Raw genomic sequence first — 25029 nt, 5'->3', positions numbered from 1 at the left:
CTCGTAGATTGTGGCTGCGACCTTTTAGGATCGGTACTACAGACAGTTTTTTTGTTTTCCACTACTTTCTGCCACTTCGAGTCAGTTGCCGATTTTCGGGCGCGCGAGGGCAGCATGTTTTACATCAACCAATGTTTGTATTCAGGACTGCTGATCTGCGCCTTGTTAATGGCGCCATGGGCCGCCGCTGATATCCGGCTGGAAAACGACCATTGGCGAATCGAGATAGACCCGGCAACGCTGGCGATTCGTGCCATTCCCGCCCGGGGTGCAGCAGTGCAAGCCTCCGCTGGAGTGGCTGCGCATCGGGTCAGCGCTCTGGAGAAGCGTGGGGAGCGCATCAACTGGCTGTGGGATGACGGTGCCTGGCAGCTCAGCGCAACGCTGGATCAGCGTGAACTCTCTCTGACTATTCAAGCCCGAGACCCCGGTGAGCTGGTTTTTCTCCGGCAACCCGGTCACGCGATGGGGAAGGGCTTGATATGGCCGCTTGCCGAAGGGCGTTACGTCCCGGCAGGTGACCCAGTGTGGCAGCGGTTCCTGCTGGACCAAGGCGAATTCAATACCACTCAGGACCTCAGCTTGCCGCTGTGGGGTGTCGATCACGGCGGTTTCACCCTGAACTGGCTGATGACCAATCCCTACAATAACCGCCTTACATTGAGCGCCGAAGGCCTGGCGTTGGCGATTGCGGCCAGTCATGAGTTCACCTCCCTGGCCCCGTTGACGCCGCTGACCTTTAGCCTCTATTTGGGCGAGGCCGACCCGCTGGCTGGCGCCAAACGCTATCGACAGTGGCTGATCCAGGCTGGACGCTATGAAACCTTCAGCGACAAACTGCGGAAGACCCCGGGAGCCGCGAAGTTGCTGGGAGCCAGTCACATCTATTTATGGGGCAATGATCTACTCGGGCCGGATGATGTACGCAGTTGGCCTCGCTTGCTTGAACTACTGCGCGGCAAAGGAACATTGGCTACAGCGTTGCGCGGTTATCTTGATGCTGCAGCCACGCAGATGCTGGAAATCGCCCAGCCCCCGCTTAGCCGTTACCAACAGGCCACCCTGTTGCGCGGCCTTAATCAAGCCTTGAACACCAAGGCGCGAGAAAGCTGGCAGGGGACGGCCAGACCGGATATGCAGGCGTTGGCCAATCGCTACGGAGAACTGCGCGAGGAACTCGCGAAGGCTTTCGTCACGGCGCTGACACCGCAGCCTGAGCAGTGGGGCAGCATCATGTCCGAGACGACGATCAAGCAACTCCAGGCCGCCAAGCTGACGCGTTTGTGGCTGGGAGTGGCCGAAGGTTGGGAGGGCGGCCTATGGCATCCCGAGGCGGTACGCGCTGGCGTACAGGCTGGCTATCTGATGGCCCCATACGACTCCTATGAAACGGCGTTGTCGTCGACGGAGAACCCGGACTGGACTACCGCGCATCTGGGAAACGACGCCTATCGCGATTGCGCCATATTATTGAAGCGCGGCGAGTTCAAGAGTGGGTTCCAGCAGTCCGGACATTACACCGACCCGCGTTGCGTGCGGCCTCTACTTGAGGCTCGAATCAAGGCGATTCAGGCTAAAGCCGGGTTCAACAGTTGGTTCCTCGATGCCTACGCGACCAGCATGTTGTTCGACAGCTATCGTCCTGACGCGAGCATGACCCAGGCGCAAAATGCCGCAGGCAATATTGATGCCTCACGCTGGATCGCTGAAACCTTGAAGCTGGCCGCAGGCTCTGAAGACGGAAATGCTGTCACCGCCCAAGGCATCCTGTTCGCTCACGGTATGCAGACGCCGGTTATTGGTTGGGGCGATCCGGACCTCAGCAAAAACAAACAGTCACCGTACTATCTGGGTGACTGGTATCCACCAGAGCAGCCGAGCGTATTCTTCAAGCAGGTCCCGATCAAAGAACCCTATCGAACGATCCATTTCGATCCCGCTACGAGGCTCCCCCTCTATCAGGCGGTGTTTCATGGCTCGGTGATTACCGCTCATCACTGGCTGTTCGATAACGTGAAGCTCAGTAACGTGAGAGCGGAGAACGAGTTGGCACAACTGCTCTACAACGTGCCGCCGCTGTACCACCTGAGTGCTGACACGCTGAAGCATAGGTTGCCGCTGATTAAGCGCCAGGACGCTTTCTTCCAACCTTTGCACCAACGTTTGGGGACTCAGTCTTTGACGGATTTCCGCTGGCTAACGGCCGATCGGCAAGTTCAGCAGACCACGTTTACCGATGGCACGCGATTGGTGGCCAACTTTGATCGCCGGATGCGGGAGGTCGTCGGCAAGCACTTTGCCGGGCAGTCTATTACGGCGTTTGAGGCGGACGGGCAGGTGACGGAATATCACGTTGACGGGACGTTTGAAGGCTGAACAATTTGCTGCCACCGTCAGCCAGGACATGATCCTCTCACCTCCCTGGGCGTACTGAAAAACAAGGCTGACAGCTGGAAAGATTTCTTCTTCGAAGAGGCACATGGCACGCCGGGGAGCTGACACAGGCGCGCTGTAAAAACCTAGCATTTCTGCTAGCTAGACGACGTGAACGAAGCCGCCCACTCTAATAGTCCGTTGTTCTAAAGCCGAAAATTGCTATGGCTGCACAGAATAATCAAGTGAGGGATCGGGTCAGCTGCGTGTTGATGACCACTGACCAGCAGAGCTCTGTGCTGAACGCGGTGACTGCCGAACAACACCTGCGCATGGCCTACTCCCCCTACGGTCATCACGACGTTGTCGACGCGGTGCCAGGCCTGCCCGGCTTCAACGGCGAACAACCCGATCCTGTGACGGGGCACTATTTGCTCGGCAACGGCTATCGGGCCTACAACCCGGTGTTGATGCGCTTCAACAGCCCCGACAGCTTGAGTCCGTTTGGTGAGGGTGGATTGAATGCTTATGCGTACTGCATTGGCGATCCGATCAATAGCCGTGATCCAACCGGGCATGCGGCCGACAGGAATAAAATTCTGGGGTTTGTCTGGGTTGGCGTGGGGTTCGCGGGGGCGGCGCTAGGTCTTTATGCGGCGGTGCCCGCCATGAAAGCGGTCACGAAAGCGCTGAAAAGTGGGGCTCCTGTCCCTACTGCGCAGATGCTTACCGCTGTGGGGGCGACTGCACAGGTGGTGGCCAGCACTGCGTTTACGGCGAACCGGATTATTAACGAGGTGAAGCCTGGTTCTGCTGCGCTGGAACCGCTCATGTGGGTCGCGGTGGGTTTTGGCGTTCCGTCCCTGGGATTGCGTATTTCAGCGCAGGTGACCACCAAAGTAGCGCAAAGGGCAGCGGCTGCGCAGGCCCGGGCAGCTACAAGGAAAGCGATTAAAGGCAATATGCTGTCGCCTTTTAATATTGCCAGCGGTGTTGGAAAAACCAGTCAGAACATACGCGGCAACGTAGGCGATACGCGGCTTTAAAACCGTCCGCTGAATCCGGCCACTGCATGCTGGCTCTTCAAGCATCACTTGCGCCACACACTCGCCAGCCACGGCTGTTTCTCGCGGGGCAGGCCCTCGGGGCGGTAGTAGTGTTCGAGTTCGGTGAAGCCTGCGTCATTGAGCAGTTCGCGCCAGGTTCCCAGGTCGTGATAAGCGCCATAACGGCTGCCGTTCCAGCCTTCCTGGTTCTCGCCCCGTGGATTGGAGCTGAACAGCACGCCGCCCGGTTTCAGCGTTGCGTGCAGTTCGCGCAAGACCCGTGGCAGTTCCTGGCGGGGGACGTGGAACAACACCGCGTTGGCGAAGATGCCGTCGAAGCGCTCGGCCGGTAGATTGAGTTCGAGAAAATTCTGCTGCAAGACTTCACAGCCGGTCTCGGCGCGGGCCATGTCGGCGAAACGCTCAGCGCCGTCCAGACCCACCGCAACATGGCCCATGGCGCTGAAGGTCTTCAGGTCACGGCCCGGCCCGCAGCCAAAATCCAGGATATGCCACGGCGCCTCGCCTTCGATATGCCGCAGCAGTGCGGCTATGTTCTGGCTGACGTCGTGGTCACGGGTGCCTTCGCGGAAGTCGTCAGCCACTTCGTTGTAGTGGCCGACGGTGGTGGCGGTGATTTTGGCGAGGTCCTGCGGGGCGAGTTTCATTGCGGGTCTGTCTGGGCGTGGGTAAGCGTTAAATATACCCCCGCCCAGCCGTTGTTCAATCACTCAACGTTTGTTCAGCACCTGAGCCAGCCGATCACCGCCAAACTGAATCACTGCGACCAGCACCACCAACAAGGCAATCACAGTGAGCATCACCTGGCTGTCGAAGCGCTGATAACCATAGCGGTAGGCGATGTCACCCAATCCACCTGCGCCGATAGCCCCGGCCATGGCCGACGAGTTGATCATCGTCACCAGTGTAATGGTGAAGCCGCCGACGATACCCGGCAGCGCTTCGGGCAGCAGCACATGCCAGATGATGTGCCACCGGCGGCAGCCCATGGCTTGCGCGGCTTCGATCAGGCCATGGTCGACCTCGCGCAGGCTGACTTCAGCGATGCGTGCAAAGAACGGCGTCGCCGCGATGGTCAGCGGCACCACGGCCGCCCAGACGCCGTAGGTGGTGCCGACGATCAGCCGGGTAAACGGAATCAACGCGACCATCAGAATCAGGAACGGAATCGAGCGGAACAGATTGACGAAACCACCGAGCACGCGATTCAGAGTGGGCGCTTCGTAGATTCCGCCTTTGGCGCTGGTGACCAGAATCACCGCCAGCGGAATGCCCAGCAGCAGGGCAATCAATGACGAGACACCGACCATCAAAAACGTATCGATGACGCCTTGAAGCAGTCGATCAAACCACATAACCCAATACCTCCGCGCGTTGCGCCAATGTGCGGGCGCGACTGAGTAATTCGTCCAGGTCATGGGGCGAGTGGGCGACCTCGATCACCAGATGCCCCAGTGCGCGCCCCTGAATGCGCTCAACCCCGCCCTGCAACAGGCTGATCCGCCCGCCGAGGGAATTGAACAGCGCGGCCAGGTCCGGCTCTTCGCCGCCAACGCCAGTGAAATGCAGGTCCAGTACCACCGCCGCCGTCGGGTGCTGTGGCTCGGGGTTCAAGCGTGCTTGCACGTCTTCGGGGAGCCCGTGTTGCAGCGGCGCCAGCAAGGTTTTACTGACGTCGTGCTGAGGGTTGCCGAACACTTGCCACACAGGGCCGTGCTCGACGATTTGACCGTGTTCAAGCACCACCACCCGGTCGCAGATATCGCGGATGACCGCCATTTCATGGGTAATCAAAATGATAGTCAGGCCCAACCGTTTATTGATCTCCCGCAGCAAGCCGAGGATCGATTGCGTGGTCTCCGGGTCGAGCGCCGAGGTGGCCTCGTCGCACAACAGAATCGCCGGGTCATGGACCAGCGCGCGGGCAATCCCCACGCGCTGTTTTTGTCCGCCCGACAGCTGTGCCGGGTAGGCCTTGTGCTTGTCTTGCAAACCGACCAGTTCCAGCAGTTCGGCGACTTTGCGCTGACGCTGTTCACGTGGCACGCCAGCGACCTTGAGCGGCAGCTCGACGTTCTGCCACACGGTCTTGGCCGACATCAGGTTGAAGTGCTGAAAGATCATCCCGATGCGTCGTCGCAGTTGCACCAGATGGTCTTCGTCGAACTCGCTGATGTCCACCTGATCGATCAGCACCCGACCACTGCTCGGGCGCTCCAGGCGGTTGATGGTCCGAATCAATGACGACTTGCCCGCGCCGCTGCGGCCGATGATGCCGAACACCTCACCGCGTTGAATCGCCAGGTCGATGTTCTGCAGTGCATCCACCGGCCCGTGCTGGCTGTCATAGGTTTTGCCCAGGTTGATAAAGCGCACATGGGCCCGATTCAAGTCAGGGTGCAGCTCCGAGGGCTGCTCGGCTTTGGGGGACTCATGCGGTAACTGGCGTTGGGCAGTCGCGTTCATGTTCAGCCTTCCCAGCCTGCTTGATAGAGTTTGCCGTGGGCTTTATCCAGGGCGGCGCGAACAACCGGCGAGTGCTGATAGATGTCGATGAACTTGGCCAGACGCGGGTCATTTTTGTTCTCGGGCTTGATCACGAACTGGATCACGTATTCTTTATGATCCAGCCCGTCGAACAGCAACGCGGAACCGGCATCGAAGGTTTTCGACAGACGAATATAGGCCGGGTAGCCCTGCACCAGATCGGCGTCATCGTAGGCGCGCACCAGTTGCACGGCCTCGACCTGAATCAGTTTGATTTTTTTCGGGTTGGCGATGATGTCTTCTTCGGTGGCCTTGTAGCCGACGCCCGGTTTGAGGGTGATCAGCCCGGCTTTGGCCAGCAGTTGCAGGCCGCGTCCGCTGTTGATCGGGTCGTTGGCGATGGCCACGGTGGCGCCAGTCGGTAGCTCATCAAAGCTTTTGTATTTCTTCGAATACAGCCCGACGTTGTTGATGATCCCGGACGCGTAAGGCACCAGATGGAAGCCCGCTGCGGCGTTGGCATTTTCCAGGAACGGGACGTGCTGGAAGTAATTCACATCGATATCGCCGGCCGCAAGGCTGACGTTCGGGGCGATCCAGTCGCTGAACTCCACCAGCTCGACCTTCAGGCCTTGCTTGCCGGCTTCTTCGACGGCTGCTTCCAGCGGGATGGCAAAGGCGGCGGTGGTGCCGACTTTGAGCGGTTTATCGTCGGCGTGGGCGTTGAGGGTGAACAGCGCGAGGGCCAGGGTGATGAGGGTTTTGGTCATGGCTGAAATCCTGGGAGTAGTAAGGTCTGAAATTGATGTTGTCTAACAGGGCATAGATCACCTGTAGGAGCTGACTTGTCTGCGAAGGAGCTGACGCGGCGTGTCTGTTTCACCGCGGTCTGCTGTTTTGCGACCGCTTCGCGGTCGATCGCAGACAAGTCAGCTCCTACAGGGACCGTGCGCAACAGTTGCATCGTTATTTCCCCGCATGTCGATACCCCGCTCCCGCATGCGACTCTGGCAAACGTGGGCCTTCGTTAAACAACTTCTCCCGCAGGGTGCCGCTGTCATATGCGGTTTTGTAAGAACCACGGCGTTGCAGTTCCGGAATCACCAGATCGATGAAATCCGCATAGCTTTCCGGGGTCACGGTGCGTGTCAGGTTGAAGCCGTCGAGGCCGGTTTCGGCGATCCAGGATTCCAGCTCATCGGCAACCTGTTCAGGCGAGCCGACCAGGGTGACGTAGCGTCCACCCAGCGCGTGTTGATCGAGCAGTTTGCGGCGGGTCCAGTCGTTGTTTTTCAGGTTTTTGGTCGCCGACTGGATCGCGTTGCTTTTCACGTACTGGATCGGCTCGTCCAGTTTGTACTCCGCGAAGTCGATCCCGGTAGAGGCCGCAAAGTGCGCAACGCCTGCTTCGGCGCTGGCGTATTCCAGATACTCCCGCTGCTTGGCGCGTGCCAGTTCCTCGGTGGCGCCGACGATCACGTTCAAGCCCATGAACACCTTGATGTCCTCGGGGTTACGCCCGGCGGCATTGGCGCTGGCGCGAACCTTGTCCACTTGCTCGCGGGTCGCGACCTTGTTTTGTCCGCTGATGAACACGCACTCCGCATGGCGCCCGGCGAACTGCAAACCGCGATCAGAAGTGCCTGCCTGAAACAACACCGGCGTGCGCTGCGGTGACGGTTCGCAGAGGTGATAACCCTCGACCTGATAGAACTCACCCTTGTGCCTAACCTTGTGCACTTTTTCGGGCTGGGCATAGATCCGTTGCTGGCGATCATTGATCACCGCGTCATCTTCCCAGCTGCCTTCCCAGAGTTTGTACAGCACCTCCAGGTACTCATCGGCCTGATCATAACGACGGTCGTGTTCGACCTGTTCGCTCAGGCCAATGGCCTTGGCCGCACTGTCCAGATAACCGGTAACAATGTTCCAGCCCACTCGGCCACGGCTCAGGTGGTCGAGGGTCGACATGCGCCGGGCGAACAGATACGGCGCTTCATACGTGAGGTTGGCGGTCAGGCCGAACCCCAGATTCTTGGTGACTGCGGCCATGGCCGACAGCAGCATCAGTGGGTCATTGACCGGCAACTGGATCGACTCTTTGAGCGTTACATCCACCGAGTTCTGATACACGTCGTACACGCCGGTGATATCGGCGATGAACAAGCCGTCGAACAAACCGCGCTCCAGCAGTTGCGCCAACTCAGTCCAGTATTCGAGGGTCTTGTACTCGGTGGAGTTGTCCCTGGGATGCGTCCACAGGCCATGGTTGATATGGCCAATGCAGTTCATGTTGAACGCATTGAGGAGGATCTTTTTCTTGGTCATCAGAGGGTCCCCCGCAGCGGCGGGTTTGTATCGTTGAGGTAGTAATTGCCGATGGCGTGATATTTCCAGCGCACCGGGTCGTGCAGGGTGTGCACGCGGGCGTTGCGCCAGTGACGGTCCAGTCCATGCTCGGCCAGCGTGGCTTGACTGCCAGCCAGCTCGAACAGGGTGCTGCCCGCTGCAAGAGAGATTTCGGTACTGATGGCGCGTGCTTCGGCCACCGCAATGGACGCGGCGGCGACGTTTTCAACGGTGCTGTCGGCCTGAGCGCGATCAAGGAACTCACCGGCACGTTCCAGCAGCGCTTCGGCCGCGTGCAGGCGAATGCCGAGCTTGCCGAAGCTGTGCAGGGTCAATGGGTCGTCCACGGCTTTTTCGATACCGGAATCAATCCATGGCCGGGTGCGAGTGCGGACGAAGTGCAACGCGTCTTCATAGGCCGCGCGGGCGATGCCGGTGTCGATGGCCGCATGAAGAATCTGTGCCAGCGGGCCTACGGTGGTCGGCCGTTCGAAGGCGGTTTGAAACGGCACTACGTCATCGGCGCTGACAAACACGTTATCGAACACCACCGAACCGCTGCCGGTGGTGCGTTGGCCGAAGCCGCGCCAGTCATCGATCACCGTCAGGCCCGCTGCGTCACGCGGGACGAAGGCCAGTTGCTGCACACCCTGTTCGTCCACCACCGAGGTCGGTATGCGCTGCGCATACAAGGCGCCGGTCGCGTAAAACTTGCGGCCGTTGATGCGATAGCCATCGCCGTCCCGGGTCAGGCGCGTAGTCCGGTCGTGGGCGGTTTTGGTGCCCAACTCTGCGAGTGCATTGCCGAAGCGTTGCCCGGCCAATACGTCTGCGTAGAGGCGTTTTTGCTGTTGAGCGCTGCCATTCACGCGCAGCACCTCAAGGGCATAGAAATGGTTCTGAGGAATCTGGCCGAGGGACGAGTCAGCCTCGGCGATCAGTTGTGTGACTTTGGCCAGGGTGACGCTGGAAACGCCAGCGCCGCCAAAGGCTTTCGGCACGCTGATGCCCCACAGGCCAGAGCGGGAAAACAGTTCCAGTTCCTCGTGCGGCAGACGGCGTTCACGATCACGCAGGGCGCTGTCGCGCTTAAAATGTTCAGCCAGCTCGGCGGCCACGTTCAAGGCTTGGGCGTCGCTGTCGATCACTGCCGTCTTTTGCGGCAGGTGCGATAAAAGGCTCATACGTTCTCCAGTGGTCTGGTCAGATCCAGGAATGCCGGGCCGGCACAGTGCCGTTCAGGTGGTAGGCGCCGACGGCGTGGTATTTCCAGCGCACCGGGTCGTGGAGCGTGTGAACGCGAGCGTTGCGCCAGTGGCGGTCGAGGTTGAACTCGGCCAGGGTGGCGCGGCTGCCTGCCAGCTCGAACAGCTTTTCGCTGGCGAGCAGGGAGATTTCAGTGGTCAGGACCTTGGCTTCTGCAACGGCAATCGAGGCGCGAGCGGCGGAGGCTACGTCCACGGGCGCGGCGTTGACCTCGTCCAGCACTTGGCCGGCCTTGCGCAGTAATGCTTCAGCGGCGTGCAGTTCGAGTTTCAGCTTGCCGATGTCGGCGATCACGTACAGATCGTCGCTGGCGCGTTCGACGTTGGCATCGATCCATGGGCGCGAGCGCTCGCGGACAAAACGAATGCTGTCGTCGATGGCTTCTCGAGCGATCCCGACATCGATGGCCGCCTGGATCAATTGCGACACGGCGCCCTGAATGTTCGGCGTTTGTGCCAGGCGCCAGTTCTCGACGATGTGCTCGGCTTCCACCGGCACGTTATTGAGCAGCACCGTACCGCTGGCGGTGGTGCGTTGGCCAAAGCCGGACCAGTCATCGACGATGCGCAAACCCGGCGTGCCACGCGGGACGAATGCCAGCACTTGTTGACCGTCATCGTTCAGCGCCTTGACCGCGACCCAATGCGCGAACAGTGCCCCGGTGGAATAGAACTTCTGGCCGTTGAGGACAAACCCGTCGCCCTTGGCGGTGATTCTCGTTTTGATTTCCAGGGTGTTTTTGGTGCCGCGTTCAGGCCCGGCATTGCCGATGCGCCAGCCATCCAGCACGCTTTGAAACAGCTGCTGCTTTTGTGTCGGGTTGGCACTGCCCAGCAGCGAATGGAGAATGCCGACCTGGTTTTGCGGGATCTGCCCCAACGCGGGGTCGGCGGCGGAAATGATCTTGAACACCTCCGCCAGGGTCACGAATGAAACCTGCGGGCCGCCGTATTCTCGGGGGATGGAAATGCTCCCCAGCCCGCTGCGGGTGAAATGTTCGATTTGGGCCCACGGCAATTTGCGCTGACGATCACGTTGTGACGCCTGTAAGCGCGCGAGTTGCGCCACTTCATGAGCGGCGGCGATGGCTTGGGCGTCGTTACTCAGGACCTTCGCTGGCAATAGCAGCGGGGCGATGTCCAGATCGCTCTGGAGGGGTGTAGCCGCGAGATCCGACATCAGCGCCGCTCCGTGGCGGTACGCAATGCCCTGGCGATCTGCACGGGGGTAATTGTGAAAGTGACCATTCCAAACCTCACATCGACATAAGCCGCGTCTCTGCGGCGAAAACAAACTGACGGTGGTCCGGTGGTCCGGTCTATATACCCTAAGCGTGTATAAAAATTAAATAAACTTACTTTTTGGAATAAGCATAGACGGGAGAGTTGCAGGTCGTGATTTAAAGCTCCGTGGTGTATTTAATCAGCGACGCCACTGACGTTAAGTGCGCGTGGTGGCGCCCAGCGTGACGTGTTGCCCACCCGGTCGATAATGCAGTAAGTCACTTCCAGCTGATGGTCTTCGCCGCCTTCCAGAATCAATGCCGGCGGAACATTCAATGTAATGGGCCTGCCAACATCCCTGGCATCGATGGCCGGTAGATCCATGCGTACATCCCCCCAGCGCAGGGTGATTTCATCTTTGGCGGCCATGTTTTGGTACGCCTCGATGGTCAGCTCGATACCCCGTCGCCGCTGCTTTGCGGTCAACCCGTGGCGCAGCAGGGCGTCGGGTACAGCCAAGGGCGCGAGACTCTGGTTTTCTTCCGGGCTCAACGGGTTGGGGTGACCACCAGGGCAATCGAGCTTTACCCATACATCTATGCTCGCGGAGAGCGACGGCGCACTGCCGACCTTCTGGATCTGGTACCAGGTTTTGACCTTGCCGCTCTGTAAAAAACTTTCCGGGACACGCAGGTCCAGGGTCTGGCCGATATCGGCAGTCGTCAGCAGCTTTGATGCAACGTAACGGCCACCCCAGAACAGTTCAATCAGATCGCCCTCGTCCATGGCCGCATAAGGCTTGATAGTGACCCGCAGATGCGCGGCGGCACTCACGCCGATACCGTGCTTGTTTGCCTGGGGCAAATAAGGGGCATGCAGTTTGATCTGATGGGACGTTGGGGTCGCACAAGCCATGTTGAATACTCCTCATGATCAGCGGCTGACACGCGGTGCCGCGGATACCTCTATGAATGGATGTTGATGAATCTTGATAGCCAGCTAAGAGAGGATGGGAACGAGTGTCAAGGCAGTGCGCGAGTGAAACGCGAGCGTCGGATGGAATCAGACGGTTCCTACATTTGTACGGCTTGTGGGTTACTTGGGCCTCAGTACTGCGTCCTACTCAGCAATCCCAGAAAATGTCAGACGCGAAAAAAAACAGCGCTGAGTGGGCGCTGTTTTTTTGTTATCTGCAGGGCTGATCAGTTCCTGCTGCGTTCCAGAAACTGGCGAGTCCGCTCTTCCTTAGGGTTGGCAAACAGCGTCTTGGCGTCGCCTTGCTCAACGATCACGCCCTTGTCGATAAAGATCACCCGGTTGGCCACATCCCGGGCAAAGCTCATCTCATGAGTCACGATGACCATGGTGCGTTTCTCTTCCGCCAGGGCGCGGATGGTCGTCAATACTTCACCCACCAATTCCGGGTCCAGCGCAGAGGTGGGCTCATCGAACAGAATGACCTCCGGCTCCATGGCCAAGGCGCGGGCAATCGCTACCCGCTGTTGTTGGCCGCCGGACAGTCGCCGTGGGTACGCGTCTTCCTTGCCAGCCAGGCCGACCTTCGCCAGCAGCTTACGCGCCAGCGCCTCGGCTTGCGGGCGTGGCATTTTTTTTACCACCAGCGGGCCTTCCATCACGTTTTCCAGCGCGGTGCGATGGGGGAACAGATTGAAGTTCTGGAAGACGAAACCCACGTGCTGGCGCAGTTGCCGAATCAAGCCTTGCTGCTGACTCAGCGGGCGACTGCCATCGATCTCGATGTCGCCGACGATGATCTTGCCGCTGGTGGGTTCTTCGAGAAAATTGAGACAACGCAACAGGGTGGTTTTGCCGGAACCGCTGGGGCCGATGATGGCCACTACCTCGCCGGCTTCGACGGTCAAATCAATGCCGTTGAGCACCGTTTGCCCTTTGAATTTCTTGGTCAGTTTCTCAACCACGATCATGCTTCAAGACTCCTGATCATGTCGGTTGACCCTCGCTTCCAGGCGGTGCTGCAGGTGCGCGAGCAGGCTGGCAAGGATCCAGTAGATCAGTGCGGCGGCAAGGTACATGGTGAAAATTTCGAAGGTCCGCGCAGTGATCAACTGTGCCTGACGGAACAGCTCGGGCACCTGAATGGTTGCCGCCAACGCGGTGTCCTTGACCAGTGAAATGAAGCTGTTGCCCAACGGCGGCAAGGCGGTTCTCGCTGCTTGCGGGAGAATCGCCCGACGCATGGTTTGCGCACGGGTCATGCCGATGCTGGCCGCTGCTTCCCATTGCCCGCGATCCACTGCGCCAATGGCTGAACGCAGAATTTCGCAGGCATAAGCGCCCATGTTCAGGGAGAAACCGATCAGGGCTGCGGGCAACGGGTCCAGTTCAATCCCCAGTTGCGGCAGGCCGTAATAGATCATGAACAACTGGACGAGCAACGGTGTGCCCCGAAAGAACGACACATACACCCGCGCAATGCCGCTCAGCAGTTTGAGGTGTGACAAACGCATCAATGCCAGGCCGAAGCCCAGCAGCAAGCCGAAGAACATCCCGCCCAGACTGAGGATGACCGTGAAATACGCGCCCTTGAGCAGAAAGGGCGCGGAGTCCAGCGCTAGCTTCAGACTCTCTTCAATCATTGGGTCACGTCAGAGCCAAAGTACTTCTGCGACAACTTGGCGAGGGTTCCGTCGGCACGCAGTTTGTCGATGGCTTTGTTGATGGCGGCGACCAACTCAGGCTCGCCTTTGCGTATCGCGATACCGGACTCCTGGCGGGAAAACGGCGCGCCGGACACGGCTAGTTTGTCATTGGTTTTTTTGACCATTTCGAATGCGGCAAGGCGGTCAACGAGGATCGCGTCAGTACGGCCGGCGATCAGGTCCTGGAATTTGGTTGGATCATCGTCATAGGTTTTGACGATGGCTTTAGGTACGTTTTCCTTGAGCCATTGTTCGTAGTTGGTGCCCAGGCCGACGCCGACTTTTTTGTCTGCAAGGGAGTCAGGCGTCGGGAACTTGCCCGCGTCCTTCTTCTGGGTCAGCGCTTGAATCCCGGAGATTGTGTAGGGCTCGGAAAAGTCGTACTTCTTCTTGCGCTCTTCGGAGATGGTCACCTGATTGATCACCACATCAAGGCGTTTGGATTCCAGCGCCGCGAGGATGCCATCCCATTTGGTCGGTTGCAGTTTGGCTTTCACCCCCAGCTCTTTGGCCAGGGCTTGGGAGAACTCGACTTCAAAGCCGTTGAGATCGCCTTTCTCGTCCACGAAACTGAACGGCGGATACGTGCCTTCAAGGCCGACATTGATCGTGCCGCTGTCCTTGATTTTTTGCAGCTGGTCCCCGGCGACGGCTTGCCCTATCAGGCTTGAGCCGAGCACAAGGCTCAATGTGGAAAGAAGAAATGTCCGGCGGATGGCAGCAATGTTCATGACGAGCCCCTTATGGTGTTTTGAGCGTCAGGCAAGAATCAGACCCAACGAACGCTACTGCGGCCTTGAAACTTAATCCAGCTATTTCAGGCGACCTTATTCCCTTCGTGAACCTTCACAGGGCGTGGTTGATCCTGCACGCCGTGTGACTATAGGGGTTGCTGCATATGAATTAAAATAATTAAAAATGATTTGTATATTTCTAACTGGTATATAGAAACCGACTGGAAAATCAGCTCGAAAAAACGTCGGGATAAGCGAACAAGGCCGGCGCGCCGCCTGTGTGCAGGAAGATGAGCGGGCCCTCATTGAAGCGCTGGCGACCGATGCCGTCGAGCAGGCCTGACATGGCTTTGCCGGTGTATACCGGGTCGAGCAACAGGCCTTCCTGGCTGGCGACCAGCTTGATTGCGGCCAGGGTGCCCGCGTTGGGTGCGCCGTAACCTGGCGCAAAATACTCATCCCACAGGTCGATCTTGAAACTGCCCGGCAGGCTGATGCCCAGCAACTCTGCGGTTCTCTGCGCCAGTCCTTCCACTTTCGGCCGCTGGGCTTCTTCGCTACGTGACACGGTAACGCCCACCACCGGCAACTCAGGCAACGCTTCACTGAGTCCCAAGGCCAGGCCGCTTTGCGTACCGGCACTGCCCGACGCGAGGACCACGGCGGCAAATGTCAGCCCGGTCTGTTCGATTTGTTCGGCCAACTCCAGCCCTGCACGTACATACCCCAGCGCGCCCAACGCGTTGGAGCCGCCAATCGGCACCGAATAAGGCTTTTTGCCGCCAGCCCGCAGACGGGCGGCGAGGGCATGCAGTTGCTCATCGGCGTTATCCAGGTTCTCGACCAGCTCGACCTTGGCGTCGAACAGATCCAGCAACAGGCGATTGCCATTGCTCAGGTAACTGGTGTCGGTGCTGGCGATGGGATTTTCCAGCAGCGCGACGCAACCCAGGCCCAGACGTGCCGCCAGCGCGGCCGTCTGGCGCACGTGGTTGGACTGGATTCCGCCGGCGGTAATCAAGGTGTCAGCACCTTGCGCCAACGCATCGGCGGCCAGGTATTCGAGCTTGCGCACCTTGTTGCCGCCCAGTGCCAGCGTTGTGGTGTCATCGCGTTTGACATAAATATCCCGGTCGGCCCAGGCAGACAGACGCTCCAGTTTTTCCAGTGGAGTGGGGGCGCCGAGTAATTCCAGACGGTTAAAACGAGCGAGCTGGTGTTTAATCATGGTGGTCAATTGGCCGGGAAGTAAGTCGATGGACTATAGGCAACCGACAGAGCCCTGCGCAACATTTGCAGGAATGGACGGTGTTCGGCAAAGGCCCTACGGAAATTGTTAATTTTTCGGCGCAAAAGTTTGCCGTAGAGTGGGGGCATCAGCGGCCGTCATCTTGACCGCGATCCTGGCTCTTACCTTGAAAGCAGAAGGAGTAGTGAGCGTGAGCGATATTCCAGAGGCATCGGCCGACAGCCGTACCGATAACTGGCAGTTGCAGCAAATCGTCAACCAATTGCGTACAGCCCGTGATGACTGGCGCACGCGTAATGGCCGTGTGAGTGGTGAGCATGGCGGTCGTGAACTGCCTTCACGAGCGGCCATGCGCGATATTCTCGAAGCGCTGTGTGGGGCGTTGTTCCCGATGCGCCTCGGCCCGGTGGACTTGCGCGAAGAGAGCGAGGACTTCTACGTCGGCCATACCCTCGACGTGTCGCTTAATGCTCTGTTGGCGCAGGCTCGCCTGGAGCTGCGCTATGTGGCGCGTCAGCATGGCGAGAACGTCAGTGCTGCCGACACGCACGCAGTGCAGTTGATTCAGGATTTCGCCAGCGCCTTGCCTGTGATTCGCCGTTTGCTGGACACCGACGTGCTGGCGGCCTACCACGGCGACCCGGCTGCGCGCAGCGTCGACGAAGTGTTGCTGTGCTATCCCGGCATTCTGGCGGTCATTCATCATCGCTTGGCGCACCACCTGTACCGCGCTGGTCTGCCGTTGCTGGCGCGGATCAGTTCGGAGATTGCGCACTCGGCCACCGGCATCGACATCCACCCCGGCGCGCAGATCGGCCAGAGCTTCTTTATCGATCACGGGACGGGTGTGGTCATCGGCGAAACCGCGATCATCGGCGAACGTGTGCGCATCTATCAGGCTGTGACCTTGGGCGCGAAACGCTTCCCGGCGGACGAAGACGGCCAATTGCAAAAAGGCCACGCCCGCCATCCGATAGTCGAAGACGACGTGGTGATCTATGCCGGCGCGACCATTCTTGGGCGCATCATCATTGGCAAAGGCTCGACCATCGGCGGCAACGTCTGGCTGACCCGTAGCGTTCCGGCGGGCTGCAACCTGACCCAGGCCAACCTGCTGCAACAGGATGATGGGTGCCAGAAGTAGGGCTTGATCACAACCATAGAATCTCCCACAGAGATTGCGATCTTCTGTGGGAACGATCAGTGCCCTCCATGCGTCACACCTCCATGCCAAGCGAGCGGCGACCCGCCTACGATTAGTCCTCGCGGGACCATTCATGTTTAACTTGACCGTTCGTTCAAGTTAAATCCGGTGGTTCGCTGCCCGCTCACAACAGGAGGCTTACCCCTTGAGTTCGTTTTCCCCCGTTACTTCCCTCTCCCATGAGGCGCAGTCCCTATGAGTGCGCCTACCCCGCAGGTCAGCAGCCAGGTCCGGATGAATCCGCCGGTTTTTTACTTTGCGGCGGGTTTCATTCTGCTGTTCGGGCTGCTGGTGATTGTCTTTCCGCAACGCTCCGGTGAGTGGTTGCTGGCGGCGCAAAACTGGGCGGCCAACACGGTTGGCTGGTATTACATGCTGGCGATGACCCTGTATCTGGTCTTCGTGGTGGTCACCGCCTTGTCTGGCTACGGCAAGATCAAGCTCGGTGCCGACCACGACGAACCCGAGTTCAGTTATTTGTCTTGGGCCGGCATGTTGTTCGCTGCGGGGATCAGCATCACCCTGTTCTTCTTTTGCGTTTCAGAACCGCTGACCCACATGCTGCAACCGCCGCAGGGCGAGGGTGGTACCACCGAGTCGGCGCGACAGGCCATGCAGCTGCTGTTTCTGCATTGGGGTTTGCACGGTTGGGGGGTGTTCGCGTTTGTCGGCATGGCGCTGGCGTATTTCGCCTATCGACACAATCTGCCGCTGGCCTTGCGCTCGGCGCTTTATCCACTGATTGGCAAGCGCATCAACGGTCCGATTGGTTATGCGGTGGATGGTTTCGGCATCATCGCCACGGTGTTCGGGCTGGGCGCCGACATGGGCTTTGGCGTACTGCACCTTAATTCAGGCCTCGACTACCTGTTCGGTGTGCCGCATACCCAATGGATTCAGGTGGGTTTGATCACCCTGATGATGGGCGCGGCGATTCTGGTGGCCATCGCGGGCGTGGACAAGGGCGTGCGGGTCATGTCCGACATCAACATGTTGCTGGCCTGCGCGCTGCTGCTGTTCGTGTTGTTCGCGGGCCCCACCCAGCATTTGCTGAACACGCTGGTGCAGAACATCGGTGATTACCTGGGCGCGTTGCCCACCAAGAGTTTCGATGTCTACGCCTACGACAAAACCGGCGACTGGCTGGGCAGCTGGACGGTGTTTTATTGGGCATGGTGGATCGCGTGGTCGCCCTTTGTCGGGCTGTTTATTGCGCGTATTTCTCGTGGCCGCACCATCCGTGAGTTCGTCTGCGGCGTGCTCCTGATTCCGCTGGGTTTCACTCTGGCCTGGATGTCGATTTTCGGTAACAGCGCCATCGACCAGGTACTCAATCACGGCATGGTCGCGCTCGGGCAGTCAGCCATCGACGACCCTTCGATGACCCTCTACCTGCTGCTGGAAAACTACCCGTGGAGCAAAACCGTCATTGCCGTGACGGTGTTCATCAGCTTTGTGTTCTTCGTCACCTCGGCGGATTCCGGCACCGTGGTGCTGTCGACTCTGTCCGCGCGCGGCGGGAGTGCCGACGAGGACGGACCGAAATGGCTGCGGGTGTTCTGGGGCGTGGCGACGGCGTTGATCACTAGCGGGTTGTTGTTTGCCGGCAGTATCGATTCGCTGAAATCGGCGGTGGTGCTGACGTCGCTGCCGTTCTCGCTGATTCTGTTGTTGATGATGTGGGGGCTGCACAAGGCTTTCTATCTAGAGTCGCAGCGGCAAATTGCCCAGCTGCATTCGCTGGCGCCGGTATCCGGTTCGCGCCTTGGGCGTGGCGGATGGCGACAGCGCTTGACCCAGGCGGTGCACTTCCCGTCACGCGACGAGGTTTATCGTTTCCTTGAGCAGACGGTGCGTCCTGCCATTGAAGAGGTCACGGCGGTGTTCGTCGAGAAGGGCCTGAAGGTGGTGACCCAACCCGATCCGAGCAACGACAGTGTCAGCCTGGAAGTCGGCCACGGCGAAGAGCGTCCGTTCATCTATCACGTGATGATGCGGGGTTACTTCACGCCGACCTTTGCTCGCGCCGGCATGGGTTCGAAAGGCATGAACAATCGGCGTTACTACCGCGCCGAAGTTCACTTGAGTGAAGGCAGCCAGGATTACGATCTGGTCGGCTACACCAAGGAGCAGGTGATCAACGACATCCTTGACCAGTACGAGCGGCACTTGCAGTTCCTGCACTTGGTGCGCTGAGGCAAAAAACGCCTGAATGCCCTGATGATCGGGCTTCAGGCCAGTCCGCCGTTGGCGCGCAAAATCTGCCCGTTGACCCAGCCAGCGTCCGGGCCGACGAGGAAGGAGACGACGTTGGCGATGTCTTCGGGCTGACCCAGGCGTTGCAACGGTGGCATCTTGGCGAACTGCTGGATCTGCTCTTCGCTTTTACCGTGCAGGAACAGCTCAGTCGCAACGGGCCCAGGCGCGACGGCGTTGACGGTGATGTTGCGGCCGCGCAGTTCTTTGGCGAACACATGGGTGAAGGATTCGACGGCCGCTTTGGTGGCGTTGTAGATCGCATAACCGGGCAGTTTCAGCGCCAGGGCGGTGCTGGAGAAGTTGACGATACGACCGCCGTCATTCATCCGTGTACCGGCTTCACGCAGGGTGTTGAAGGTGCCGCGCGTGTTGATCCCGAAGGTCTGTTCGAACAGCTCGTCGCTGGTGTCGGCCAAGGGAGTGGGATTCATCACGCCAGCGTTGTTGACCAGCACGTCGACGCGGCCCAGTTGCTGTTCGGTCACGTCGAACAGCGTGCGCACGTCGGCAGCGTTCGACACATCGGCCTTGATGGCGACGGCCTGACCGCCGCTGGCGACGATCCGGGCGACCAAGGTGTCGGCTTCGGCAGCGCTGTTAGCGTAGTTGACGGCGATGGCGAAGCCGTCGGCAGCCAGACGCTTGGCGATTTCAGCGCCAATGCCGCGTGATGCGCCGGTAACGATGGCGACTTTGCGCGTGGGAGTGTGAGTGGCCTGGTTCTGAGTAGTAGGGATCATGCGGCACCTCCTGACTGAATGTGGTTGTAGATTCACATGTTTATTCAGGGCGATAAATGGCCGTAAATTGCCTTTACTGTTCAATAAATCTCAACAATAAAGCGCCATGCCGGACATCTTGATTAGTCGGACTATTGAGTGGCGGGCGCTTGCGCGTATGCTCGGCCAGCTCGACTGACTCAGCTGAAGCGATCAGTGCGCATAAAAAGCAGGAACTGTGAGCTGCTTTCAGGGGTCGCACCTATGCACCTTTAACGAGAGAGGATTCGATGACTTATATCGCTGCCGAAAACCGTTATGAATCCATTCCGTACCGTCGCGTCGGCCGTAGCGGCCTGGTTTTGCCGGCCTTGTCCCTCGGGCTGTGGCACAACTTCGGCGACAGCACGCCGATGGACACTCAGCGTTCACTGCTGCGCACCGCGTTCGATCTGGGCATCAACCACTTCGATCTGGCCAACAACTATGGCCCGCCCTATGGCAGCGCCGAAATCAACTTCGGTCGTCTGCTGCGCGAAGATTTCAAGCATTACCGAGATGAGCTGATCATCTCCAGCAAAGCCGGTTGGGACATGTGGCCGGGGCCTTATGGTCAGGGCGGCGGCTCGCGCAAATACGTGCTGGCCAGCCTCGATCAGAGCTTGCAGCGCATGGGCCTCGATTACGTCGATATCTTTTATTCGCACCGCTTCGACCCGCTGACCCCGCTGGAAGAAACCGCCAGCGCCCTGGCAACCGCCGTGCAGCAAGGCAAGGCCCTGTACATCGGCATCTCGTCTTATTCCGGGGCGAAAACCCGCGAAATGGCGGCGTTACTCAAAGAATGGAAAGTGCCGCTGTTGATTCATCAACCGGCCTACAACCTGCTCAACCGCTGGGTCGAAAAGGACCTGCTGGACGCCACCGAAGAACTCGGCGCGGGTGTGATCGCCTTTACGGCGCTGGCGCAAGGTTTGTTGACCGACAAATACCTGAATGGCGTGCCGAAGGATTCGCGGGTCAATCGCCCGGGCGGTGGATCATTGCAGGCGTCGCACCTGTCCGAGAGCAACATCGCTCACGTGCGTGCCCTCAATGAAATCGCCCAGCGTCGTGGCCAGAGCCTGGCGCAAATGGCGCTGGCCTGGACCCTGCGTGATCCACGCGTGACCTCGGCGCTGATCGGCGCCAGTCACCCGGAGCAAATCATCGAAAACGTAGGGGCTTTGAAAAACCTGACGTTCAGTAGCGAAGAACTGGCCGAAATCGACCGTTTCGCTGTTGAAGGCGGGATCAATCTTTGGGAAAAACCGTCGACTGATCAGTAGCGGGGATTGTGTAGCGGTGTGTCTGACACAGCGCTACACCTGCCTCCCGAATGAATTCGTTCCCACAGAGACTAAAGAACTCTCTGCAGGAGCATGGTCACGACTCAGGCGTCGTCGCCTTCGTCCTCGTCGCCGCCGTCGATCTTCATCCCCAATTCCTTGATCTTGCGGGTCAAGGTATTGCGGCCCCAGCCAAGCAACACGGCGGCATCGCGACGACGTCCAGCGGTGTGCTTGAGGGCGGTTTCGATCATGATCCGTTCGAACGTCGGAACCGCGCTGTCGAGCAGGCTGGTCTGACCACGTGCCAGCGCCTGATCGGCCCATTGGCGCAACGCATGCTCCCAGTTGGTAACCGGTGCGGCGTCATGCGGCAGGCTAAGCAGTTCCGGTGGCAGGTCGCTGATGTGCACCTCACGACCTGAGGCCATGACGGTGATCCAGCGGCAGGTGTTTTCCAGCTGACGGACGTTGCCCGGCCATGGCAGGTGCTTGAGGTATTCCTCGGTTTCGGCTTTGAGCAGTTTCGGCTCGACCGACAACTCTCGCGCAGCGCTTGCGAGGAAGTGCCTGGCAAGGGTCGGAATGTCTTCGCGACGGTCGGACATCCGTGGAATATGGATGCGGATTACATTGAGGCGGTGGAACAAGTCCTCACGGAACTTACCCGCTTGCACCAGAATTTCCAGGTTCTGGTGAGTCGCGGCGATGATGCGTACGTCGACCTTGACCGGGGTATGCCCACCGACACGGTAGAACTCGCCATCAGCCAGGACCCGCAGCAAGCGCGTCTGGGTGTCTGCCGGCATATCGCCGATTTCATCAAGGAACAGCGTGCCGCCGTCCGCTTGTTCGAAACGGCCGCGACGCAGGTTGGCCGCGCCGGTAAAGGCGCCTTTTTCGTGGCCGAACAGCTCGGACTCCATCAAGTCCTTAGGAATCGCTGCCATGTTCAACGCAATGAACGGCGACGCAGCGCGCGGGCTGTGGCGGTGCAACGCATGGGCGACCAGTTCTTTACCGGTGCCGGACTCGCCGTTGATCAGCACGGTGATGTTCGAATGGCTCAGACGCCCGATGGCGCGAAACACTTCCTGCATTGCCGGTGCTTCGCCGATGATTTCCGGGGTGCGGGTCAGCGCGGGCACTACCTGTATGCCTTGTTGTTCCTGGGCATGCTGATTGGCGCGTTTGACCAGCGATACGGCCTCATCGACATCAAACGGCTTGGGCAGGTATTCGAATGCACCGCCTTGATACGACGCTACCGCGCTGTCGAGATCCGAATGCGCGGTCATGATGATGACCGGCAAGCGCGGATGCAGTTCGCGGATTCGGGCCAGCAACTCCAGGCCACTGGCGCCCGGCATGCGAATGTCGGAAATGATCACATCAGGCTGCTGGCGGGCCAGGCGGCTCATCACCCCGTCGGCGCTGTCGAAGCTTTGCGTGGTCATGCCTTCTTGCTGCAGGGCTTTTTCCAGCACCCAGCGGATAGAACGGTCGTCATCGACGATCCATACAGTTTCACTACGGCTCATGTCGACGCGGCTCCTTGTTCTAGCGGCAGGAAGATCGAGAAGGTGGTGTGGCCAGGGTGGCTGTCACACTCGATCAGGCCCTGATGCTGACTGATGATGTTCTGGGTAATCGCGAGGCCGAGCCCGGTGCCATCTGGGCGGCCGCTGACCATGGGGTAAAAAATGGTTTCCTGAAGCTCGGCCGGAATGCCCGGGCCGTTGTCGATGATCTCGATCTTGCACACCAGGCGGTGGCGAACGTGGCCGATGGTGAACTGGCGCAAGGCGCGGGTACGCAGGCTGATCCGGCCCAGGCGCAACTCGTTCTGACCACTGATGGCCTGCATGGCGTTGCGCACGATATTGAGGACGGCCTGAATCATTTGCTCGCGGTCGATCAATACGTCCGGGATGCTTGGGTCGTAATCGCGCACCAAGGTGATGCAACCCTGGCTTTCGGCGTCGACCAGGCTGCACACACGCTCCAGGACCTCATGCACGTTGGTCATTGCCAGCGAAGGCAATTTGTTGGAACCCAGCATGCGGTCGACCAGGTTACGCAGGCGGTCGGCTTCTTCGATGATGACGTTGGTGTAATCCTTGAGGCTCTCTTCAGGCAGCTCCCGCGCCAGCAGTTGGGCGGCGCCGCGAATCCCGCCGAGCGGGTTCTTGATTTCGTGGGCCAGGCCGCGCACCAGCATTTTGGTGGTTTCCTGCTTGGACAGCTGAGCCTCTTCCTTGGTAATTCGCAGCAAGCGATCACGTGGGTGGACTTCCAGCAGGAGCATGGTTTCGCCGCCGCTGAGGATCGGCGTGACGGCGTAGTCGACGGTCAAGGTTTGCCCGGTCAACGCCGTGAGCATCGCTTCGCGCTTAGTGAACGGGTGGGCCTGTTCGACAGCCTGCCGCAGCGAGTTCAGTGCTTCAGCCGATTCGGTGAACAGCTCGCTGATGAACTGTCCATGGCTGCGTTGGCCGCTGATGGCCAGCAGCATTTCCGCTGCTGGATTCATGTACTCAAGACGCAGATTCGAGTTGAGTAGAATGGTGGCAGTGGTCAGGTTGTCGAGTAAAAGCCGGTGCAGCGCGTCACTGATAGTCATTACTTGTCGTTGACCTCTTTTGGCACATTGCAACCCCAGGCGGGCCCGGATCGCAGGCGCTGGTTGGTCTTCGCCAGCATGGGTTTAGCCGCTGATACGGAACAGATAGTACGAATCTGCAAAAACCAAACCAAGGCTCCGAAAAGAAGCGCCAAACCCGCAAAATCGGGCTTTTTTCGGACATTGGGTCGTCTCGGGCCGCTCTCCGCAGGGATTTTCGAACCAAAATGGGTGGCGTCGTCGATCACGCTGCAAGCTATCGCACCAATATAGTGCCTTGCGCTGTTGAGTGGTCAGAAGAAAGGCAGGAGGCTGCTTTTTTTCTCTGCGGGCTTGTCAGCAAGGGCGCATTCGGGGCGTACGCCGTAATCTGCTTCCTTGCACGGCTGCGCCAGACGCTTTTGCGCCAGGGTGATGCGCAACATATGGAAGGGCTGGTTGGGTGTTCGCTCTACGATGCGGTCCGTTTCATCCAGAATCTCGACGGCCAACTGGTGCGTGCCGCGATCAATGTTGATCAGCGGGAACACCGGGCTGCGACCTGCTTGCCCGTACGGTTGGCCGTCGACCAGCAAGCGATACGTGTGACCGTTTTGCAGGGCCGGGTCATTGCTGACGCTGACGATCAGTTCGCCCGTCATGCTGCGCACCGTTGCGTCCGGCTCGGGCACCAGGATCCGCAGGAGTTGGTAGCGGAATATGGGCGCGGGTTTTGCGGGGGCGTGGGCTTTCTGCACGGCGTGCTTGCGTGGCTGGGAGCTCATATTGCTGGGCGGGATCTCGACGCGACGCGCGTTGCCAGGGTGCGCCTGGTCGGTGAACACCCGATTGCCTTGCGAATCGACGTAGGTATAGACATCGGCAGCCGCTGGCAACGCGATCAATAGCAGGCACAGCAATAAGAAGCTGCGCACAGGGTTTGGTCGGGAGGGCATCTTAAGGTTTACCGAGATGGACGCGCTGCACGGTGATCGTGACGGTCGGGCTTTGCTGGATGATCTGCTGGTCGTTTATTACGCGGACCGCCAGGCTGTGTTCCCCTCGGTCAATGTTCACTACCTGGAGCCGTGGGACGTTGCTGGGTTGTCCGTAAGCGTTGCCGTCGAGCACCAGTTGCAAGAGGTGCCCGGGTTGCAGGCGCGGTTGCAGCTGGACGCCAATCGTGAAGGTGCCGTTGTTGGCGCGCAGTGCTTCATCGGTCGGCAGGTCACTCAGCGTCAGCACGCCATAGGCGTCGGATGACTGACCCTGATTGGCGCTGGTTGTGGGGCTGTTTTGCTGAGCGGCAGGCTTCTTGGTATCGACACTGTTCAGCGGCGGCAACTGCACGGTTTCACTTGGCGTGTCGTCGGGTGGTTGATTGCTGTAGGCGGGATTGCCATTGGCGTCGATGTATTTATATATCTGCGCTGCGGCGGGCAAGGCGATCAACAGCAGCAGAAATATAAAGCTTCGATGCATGGAATC

At 59.3% G+C, this 25029-nt stretch carries 22 protein-coding genes; 5 read left to right on the top strand and 17 right to left on the bottom strand.

Annotated elements, in window-relative coordinates:
- Positions 1-114: 114 nt before the first annotated feature.
- Both AC1MEA_RS06460 and AC1MEA_RS06455 read left to right on the top strand, forming a co-directional pair.
- The gene (locus AC1MEA_RS06460; RefSeq protein WP_480917146.1) at positions 115-2376 is read left to right on the top strand and encodes a glycoside hydrolase; all 2262 of its coding nucleotides are present in this window, start codon (positions 115-117) and stop codon (positions 2374-2376) included.
- Positions 2377-2597: 221 nt separating this feature from the next.
- Complete coding sequence (locus AC1MEA_RS06455; protein ID WP_480917145.1) at positions 2598-3419, top strand: RHS repeat-associated core domain-containing protein; 822 nt, start codon at positions 2598-2600, stop codon at positions 3417-3419.
- 44 nt (positions 3420-3463) lie between these two features.
- Here AC1MEA_RS06455 and AC1MEA_RS06450 read toward each other — a convergent pair whose 3' ends face one another.
- The 12 genes from AC1MEA_RS06450 to AC1MEA_RS06395 all read right to left on the bottom strand — a co-directional run bounded on the left by AC1MEA_RS06450 (position 3464) and on the right by AC1MEA_RS06395 (position 15408).
- Entirely contained in the window at positions 3464-4087 is a 624-nt protein-coding gene (locus AC1MEA_RS06450) for a class I SAM-dependent methyltransferase (protein ID WP_480917144.1), read from the bottom strand.
- Positions 4088-4150: 63 nt separating this feature from the next.
- A complete protein-coding gene (locus AC1MEA_RS06445) occupies positions 4151-4795 on the bottom strand; it encodes a methionine ABC transporter permease (protein WP_219063736.1) in 645 nt (214 codons plus the stop codon).
- A complete protein-coding gene (locus tag AC1MEA_RS06440; RefSeq protein WP_480917143.1) occupies positions 4785-5906 on the bottom strand; it encodes a methionine ABC transporter ATP-binding protein in 1122 nt (373 codons plus the stop codon). Before AC1MEA_RS06440 ends, AC1MEA_RS06445 begins: the two co-directional genes overlap by 11 nt.
- A gap of 2 nt (positions 5907-5908) precedes the next feature.
- Positions 5909-6697, bottom strand: coding sequence for a MetQ/NlpA family ABC transporter substrate-binding protein (locus AC1MEA_RS06435; RefSeq protein WP_480917142.1), 789 nt, complete (start codon positions 6695-6697; stop codon positions 5909-5911).
- A gap of 196 nt (positions 6698-6893) precedes the next feature.
- A complete protein-coding gene (locus AC1MEA_RS06430) occupies positions 6894-8255 on the bottom strand; it encodes an LLM class flavin-dependent oxidoreductase (protein ID WP_480917141.1) in 1362 nt (453 codons plus the stop codon).
- Positions 8255-9460, bottom strand: coding sequence for an SfnB family sulfur acquisition oxidoreductase (locus AC1MEA_RS06425; protein ID WP_480917140.1), 1206 nt, complete (start codon positions 9458-9460; stop codon positions 8255-8257). The genes AC1MEA_RS06430 and AC1MEA_RS06425 overlap by 1 nt, the downstream gene beginning before the upstream one ends.
- 19 nt (positions 9461-9479) lie before the next feature.
- The gene (locus AC1MEA_RS06420) at positions 9480-10721 is read right to left on the bottom strand and encodes an SfnB family sulfur acquisition oxidoreductase (protein ID WP_480917139.1); all 1242 of its coding nucleotides are present in this window, start codon (positions 10719-10721) and stop codon (positions 9480-9482) included.
- Between the two features lie 239 nt (positions 10722-10960).
- Positions 10961-11680 (bottom strand): hypothetical protein, encoded by a 720-nt coding sequence (locus AC1MEA_RS06415; RefSeq protein ID WP_480917138.1) that lies wholly within the window; start codon positions 11678-11680, stop codon positions 10961-10963.
- Positions 11681-11967: 287 nt separating this feature from the next.
- Positions 11968-12711 carry an L-cystine ABC transporter ATP-binding protein TcyN gene (gene tcyN / locus AC1MEA_RS06410; protein WP_449635263.1) on the bottom strand — a complete coding sequence of 248 codons (744 nt, stop codon included), beginning with the start codon at positions 12709-12711 and terminating at the stop codon, positions 11968-11970.
- A 3-nt stretch (positions 12712-12714) separates the two neighbouring features.
- On the bottom strand, positions 12715-13380 hold the full coding sequence (gene tcyL / locus AC1MEA_RS06405) for a cystine ABC transporter permease (RefSeq protein ID WP_219063783.1): 666 nt from the start codon (positions 13378-13380) through the stop codon (positions 12715-12717).
- Positions 13380-14177: a cystine ABC transporter substrate-binding protein gene (gene tcyJ / locus AC1MEA_RS06400; RefSeq protein ID WP_219063744.1), complete on the bottom strand. Its 798-nt coding sequence runs from the start codon at positions 14175-14177 to the stop codon at positions 13380-13382. Before tcyJ ends, tcyL begins: the two co-directional genes overlap by 1 nt.
- Positions 14178-14409: 232 nt before the next feature.
- Entirely contained in the window at positions 14410-15408 is a 999-nt protein-coding gene (locus AC1MEA_RS06395) for a D-cysteine desulfhydrase (protein ID WP_480917137.1), read from the bottom strand.
- 211 nt (positions 15409-15619) lie between these two features.
- On the opposite strand from AC1MEA_RS06395, the gene epsC reads away from it, so the two are divergent.
- Together epsC and betT are read left to right on the top strand one after the other, a co-directional pair.
- Positions 15620-16573: a serine O-acetyltransferase EpsC gene (gene epsC / locus AC1MEA_RS06390; protein WP_480917136.1), complete on the top strand. Its 954-nt coding sequence runs from the start codon at positions 15620-15622 to the stop codon at positions 16571-16573.
- A gap of 294 nt (positions 16574-16867) precedes the next feature.
- Complete coding sequence (betT, locus tag AC1MEA_RS06385) at positions 16868-18829, top strand: choline transporter BetT (protein WP_219063784.1); 1962 nt, start codon at positions 16868-16870, stop codon at positions 18827-18829.
- Positions 18830-18864: 35 nt separating this feature from the next.
- Here betT and AC1MEA_RS06380 read toward each other — a convergent pair whose 3' ends face one another.
- Complete coding sequence (locus AC1MEA_RS06380; protein ID WP_480917135.1) at positions 18865-19632, bottom strand: SDR family oxidoreductase; 768 nt, start codon at positions 19630-19632, stop codon at positions 18865-18867.
- A 269-nt stretch (positions 19633-19901) separates the two neighbouring features.
- Between AC1MEA_RS06380 and mgrA the strand changes: the two genes are divergently transcribed.
- Positions 19902-20939 carry an L-glyceraldehyde 3-phosphate reductase gene (gene mgrA, locus AC1MEA_RS06375; protein ID WP_449635260.1) on the top strand — a complete coding sequence of 346 codons (1038 nt, stop codon included), beginning with the start codon at positions 19902-19904 and terminating at the stop codon, positions 20937-20939.
- A gap of 104 nt (positions 20940-21043) precedes the next feature.
- On the opposite strand, the gene ntrC is transcribed toward mgrA, so the two are convergent.
- The 4 genes from ntrC to AC1MEA_RS06355 all read right to left on the bottom strand — a co-directional run bounded on the left by ntrC (position 21044) and on the right by AC1MEA_RS06355 (position 25023).
- Positions 21044-22480 (bottom strand): nitrogen regulation protein NR(I), encoded by a 1437-nt coding sequence (gene ntrC, locus AC1MEA_RS06370; RefSeq protein WP_480917134.1) that lies wholly within the window; start codon positions 22478-22480, stop codon positions 21044-21046.
- Positions 22477-23562 carry a nitrogen regulation protein NR(II) gene (gene glnL / locus AC1MEA_RS06365; RefSeq protein ID WP_219063750.1) on the bottom strand — a complete coding sequence of 362 codons (1086 nt, stop codon included), beginning with the start codon at positions 23560-23562 and terminating at the stop codon, positions 22477-22479. Before glnL ends, ntrC begins: the two co-directional genes overlap by 4 nt.
- Before the next feature lie 293 nt (positions 23563-23855).
- Positions 23856-24476, bottom strand: a complete 621-nt coding sequence (locus tag AC1MEA_RS06360) for a DUF4124 domain-containing protein (RefSeq protein WP_480917133.1) — start codon at positions 24474-24476, stop codon at positions 23856-23858.
- Between the two features lie 22 nt (positions 24477-24498).
- Positions 24499-25023: a DUF4124 domain-containing protein gene (locus tag AC1MEA_RS06355; RefSeq protein WP_480917132.1), complete on the bottom strand. Its 525-nt coding sequence runs from the start codon at positions 25021-25023 to the stop codon at positions 24499-24501.
- Positions 25024-25029: the final 6 nt, after the last annotated feature.

Source organism: Pseudomonas sp. ASL8, from assembly GCF_056680355.1.
Note: the sequence above shows the minus strand (reverse complement) of the source record. Positions and strands in the feature narration are given on the sequence as shown.

Bases quoted from the DNA above. Each gene is read 5' to 3' on its own strand.
- AC1MEA_RS06460 (WP_480917146.1), top strand. From the start codon at position 115: ATGTTTTACATCAACCAATGTTTGTATTCAGGACTGCTGATCTGCGCC.
- AC1MEA_RS06455 (WP_480917145.1), top strand. From the start codon at position 2,598: ATGGCTGCACAGAATAATCAAGTGAGGGATCGGGTCAGCTGCGTGTTG.
- AC1MEA_RS06450 (WP_480917144.1), bottom strand. From the start codon at position 4,087: ATGAAACTCGCCCCGCAGGACCTCGCCAAAATCACCGCCACCACCGTC.
- AC1MEA_RS06445 (WP_219063736.1), bottom strand. From the start codon at position 4,795: ATGTGGTTTGATCGACTGCTTCAAGGCGTCATCGATACGTTTTTGATG.
- AC1MEA_RS06440 (WP_480917143.1), bottom strand. From the start codon at position 5,906: ATGAACGCGACTGCCCAACGCCAGTTACCGCATGAGTCCCCCAAAGCC.
- AC1MEA_RS06435 (WP_480917142.1), bottom strand. From the start codon at position 6,697: ATGACCAAAACCCTCATCACCCTGGCCCTCGCGCTGTTCACCCTCAAC.
- AC1MEA_RS06430 (WP_480917141.1), bottom strand. From the start codon at position 8,255: ATGACCAAGAAAAAGATCCTCCTCAATGCGTTCAACATGAACTGCATT.
- AC1MEA_RS06425 (WP_480917140.1), bottom strand. From the start codon at position 9,460: ATGAGCCTTTTATCGCACCTGCCGCAAAAGACGGCAGTGATCGACAGC.
- AC1MEA_RS06420 (WP_480917139.1), bottom strand. From the start codon at position 10,721: ATGTCGGATCTCGCGGCTACACCCCTCCAGAGCGATCTGGACATCGCC.
- AC1MEA_RS06415 (WP_480917138.1), bottom strand. From the start codon at position 11,680: ATGGCTTGTGCGACCCCAACGTCCCATCAGATCAAACTGCATGCCCCT.
- tcyN (WP_449635263.1), bottom strand. From the start codon at position 12,711: ATGATCGTGGTTGAGAAACTGACCAAGAAATTCAAAGGGCAAACGGTG.
- tcyJ (WP_219063744.1), bottom strand. From the start codon at position 14,177: ATGAACATTGCTGCCATCCGCCGGACATTTCTTCTTTCCACATTGAGC.
- AC1MEA_RS06395 (WP_480917137.1), bottom strand. From the start codon at position 15,408: ATGATTAAACACCAGCTCGCTCGTTTTAACCGTCTGGAATTACTCGGC.
- betT (WP_219063784.1), top strand. From the start codon at position 16,868: ATGAATCCGCCGGTTTTTTACTTTGCGGCGGGTTTCATTCTGCTGTTC.
- AC1MEA_RS06380 (WP_480917135.1), bottom strand. From the start codon at position 19,632: ATGATCCCTACTACTCAGAACCAGGCCACTCACACTCCCACGCGCAAA.
- mgrA (WP_449635260.1), top strand. From the start codon at position 19,902: ATGACTTATATCGCTGCCGAAAACCGTTATGAATCCATTCCGTACCGT.
- ntrC (WP_480917134.1), bottom strand. From the start codon at position 22,480: ATGAGCCGTAGTGAAACTGTATGGATCGTCGATGACGACCGTTCTATC.
- glnL (WP_219063750.1), bottom strand. From the start codon at position 23,562: ATGACTATCAGTGACGCGCTGCACCGGCTTTTACTCGACAACCTGACC.
- AC1MEA_RS06355 (WP_480917132.1), bottom strand. From the start codon at position 25,023: ATGCATCGAAGCTTTATATTTCTGCTGCTGTTGATCGCCTTGCCCGCC.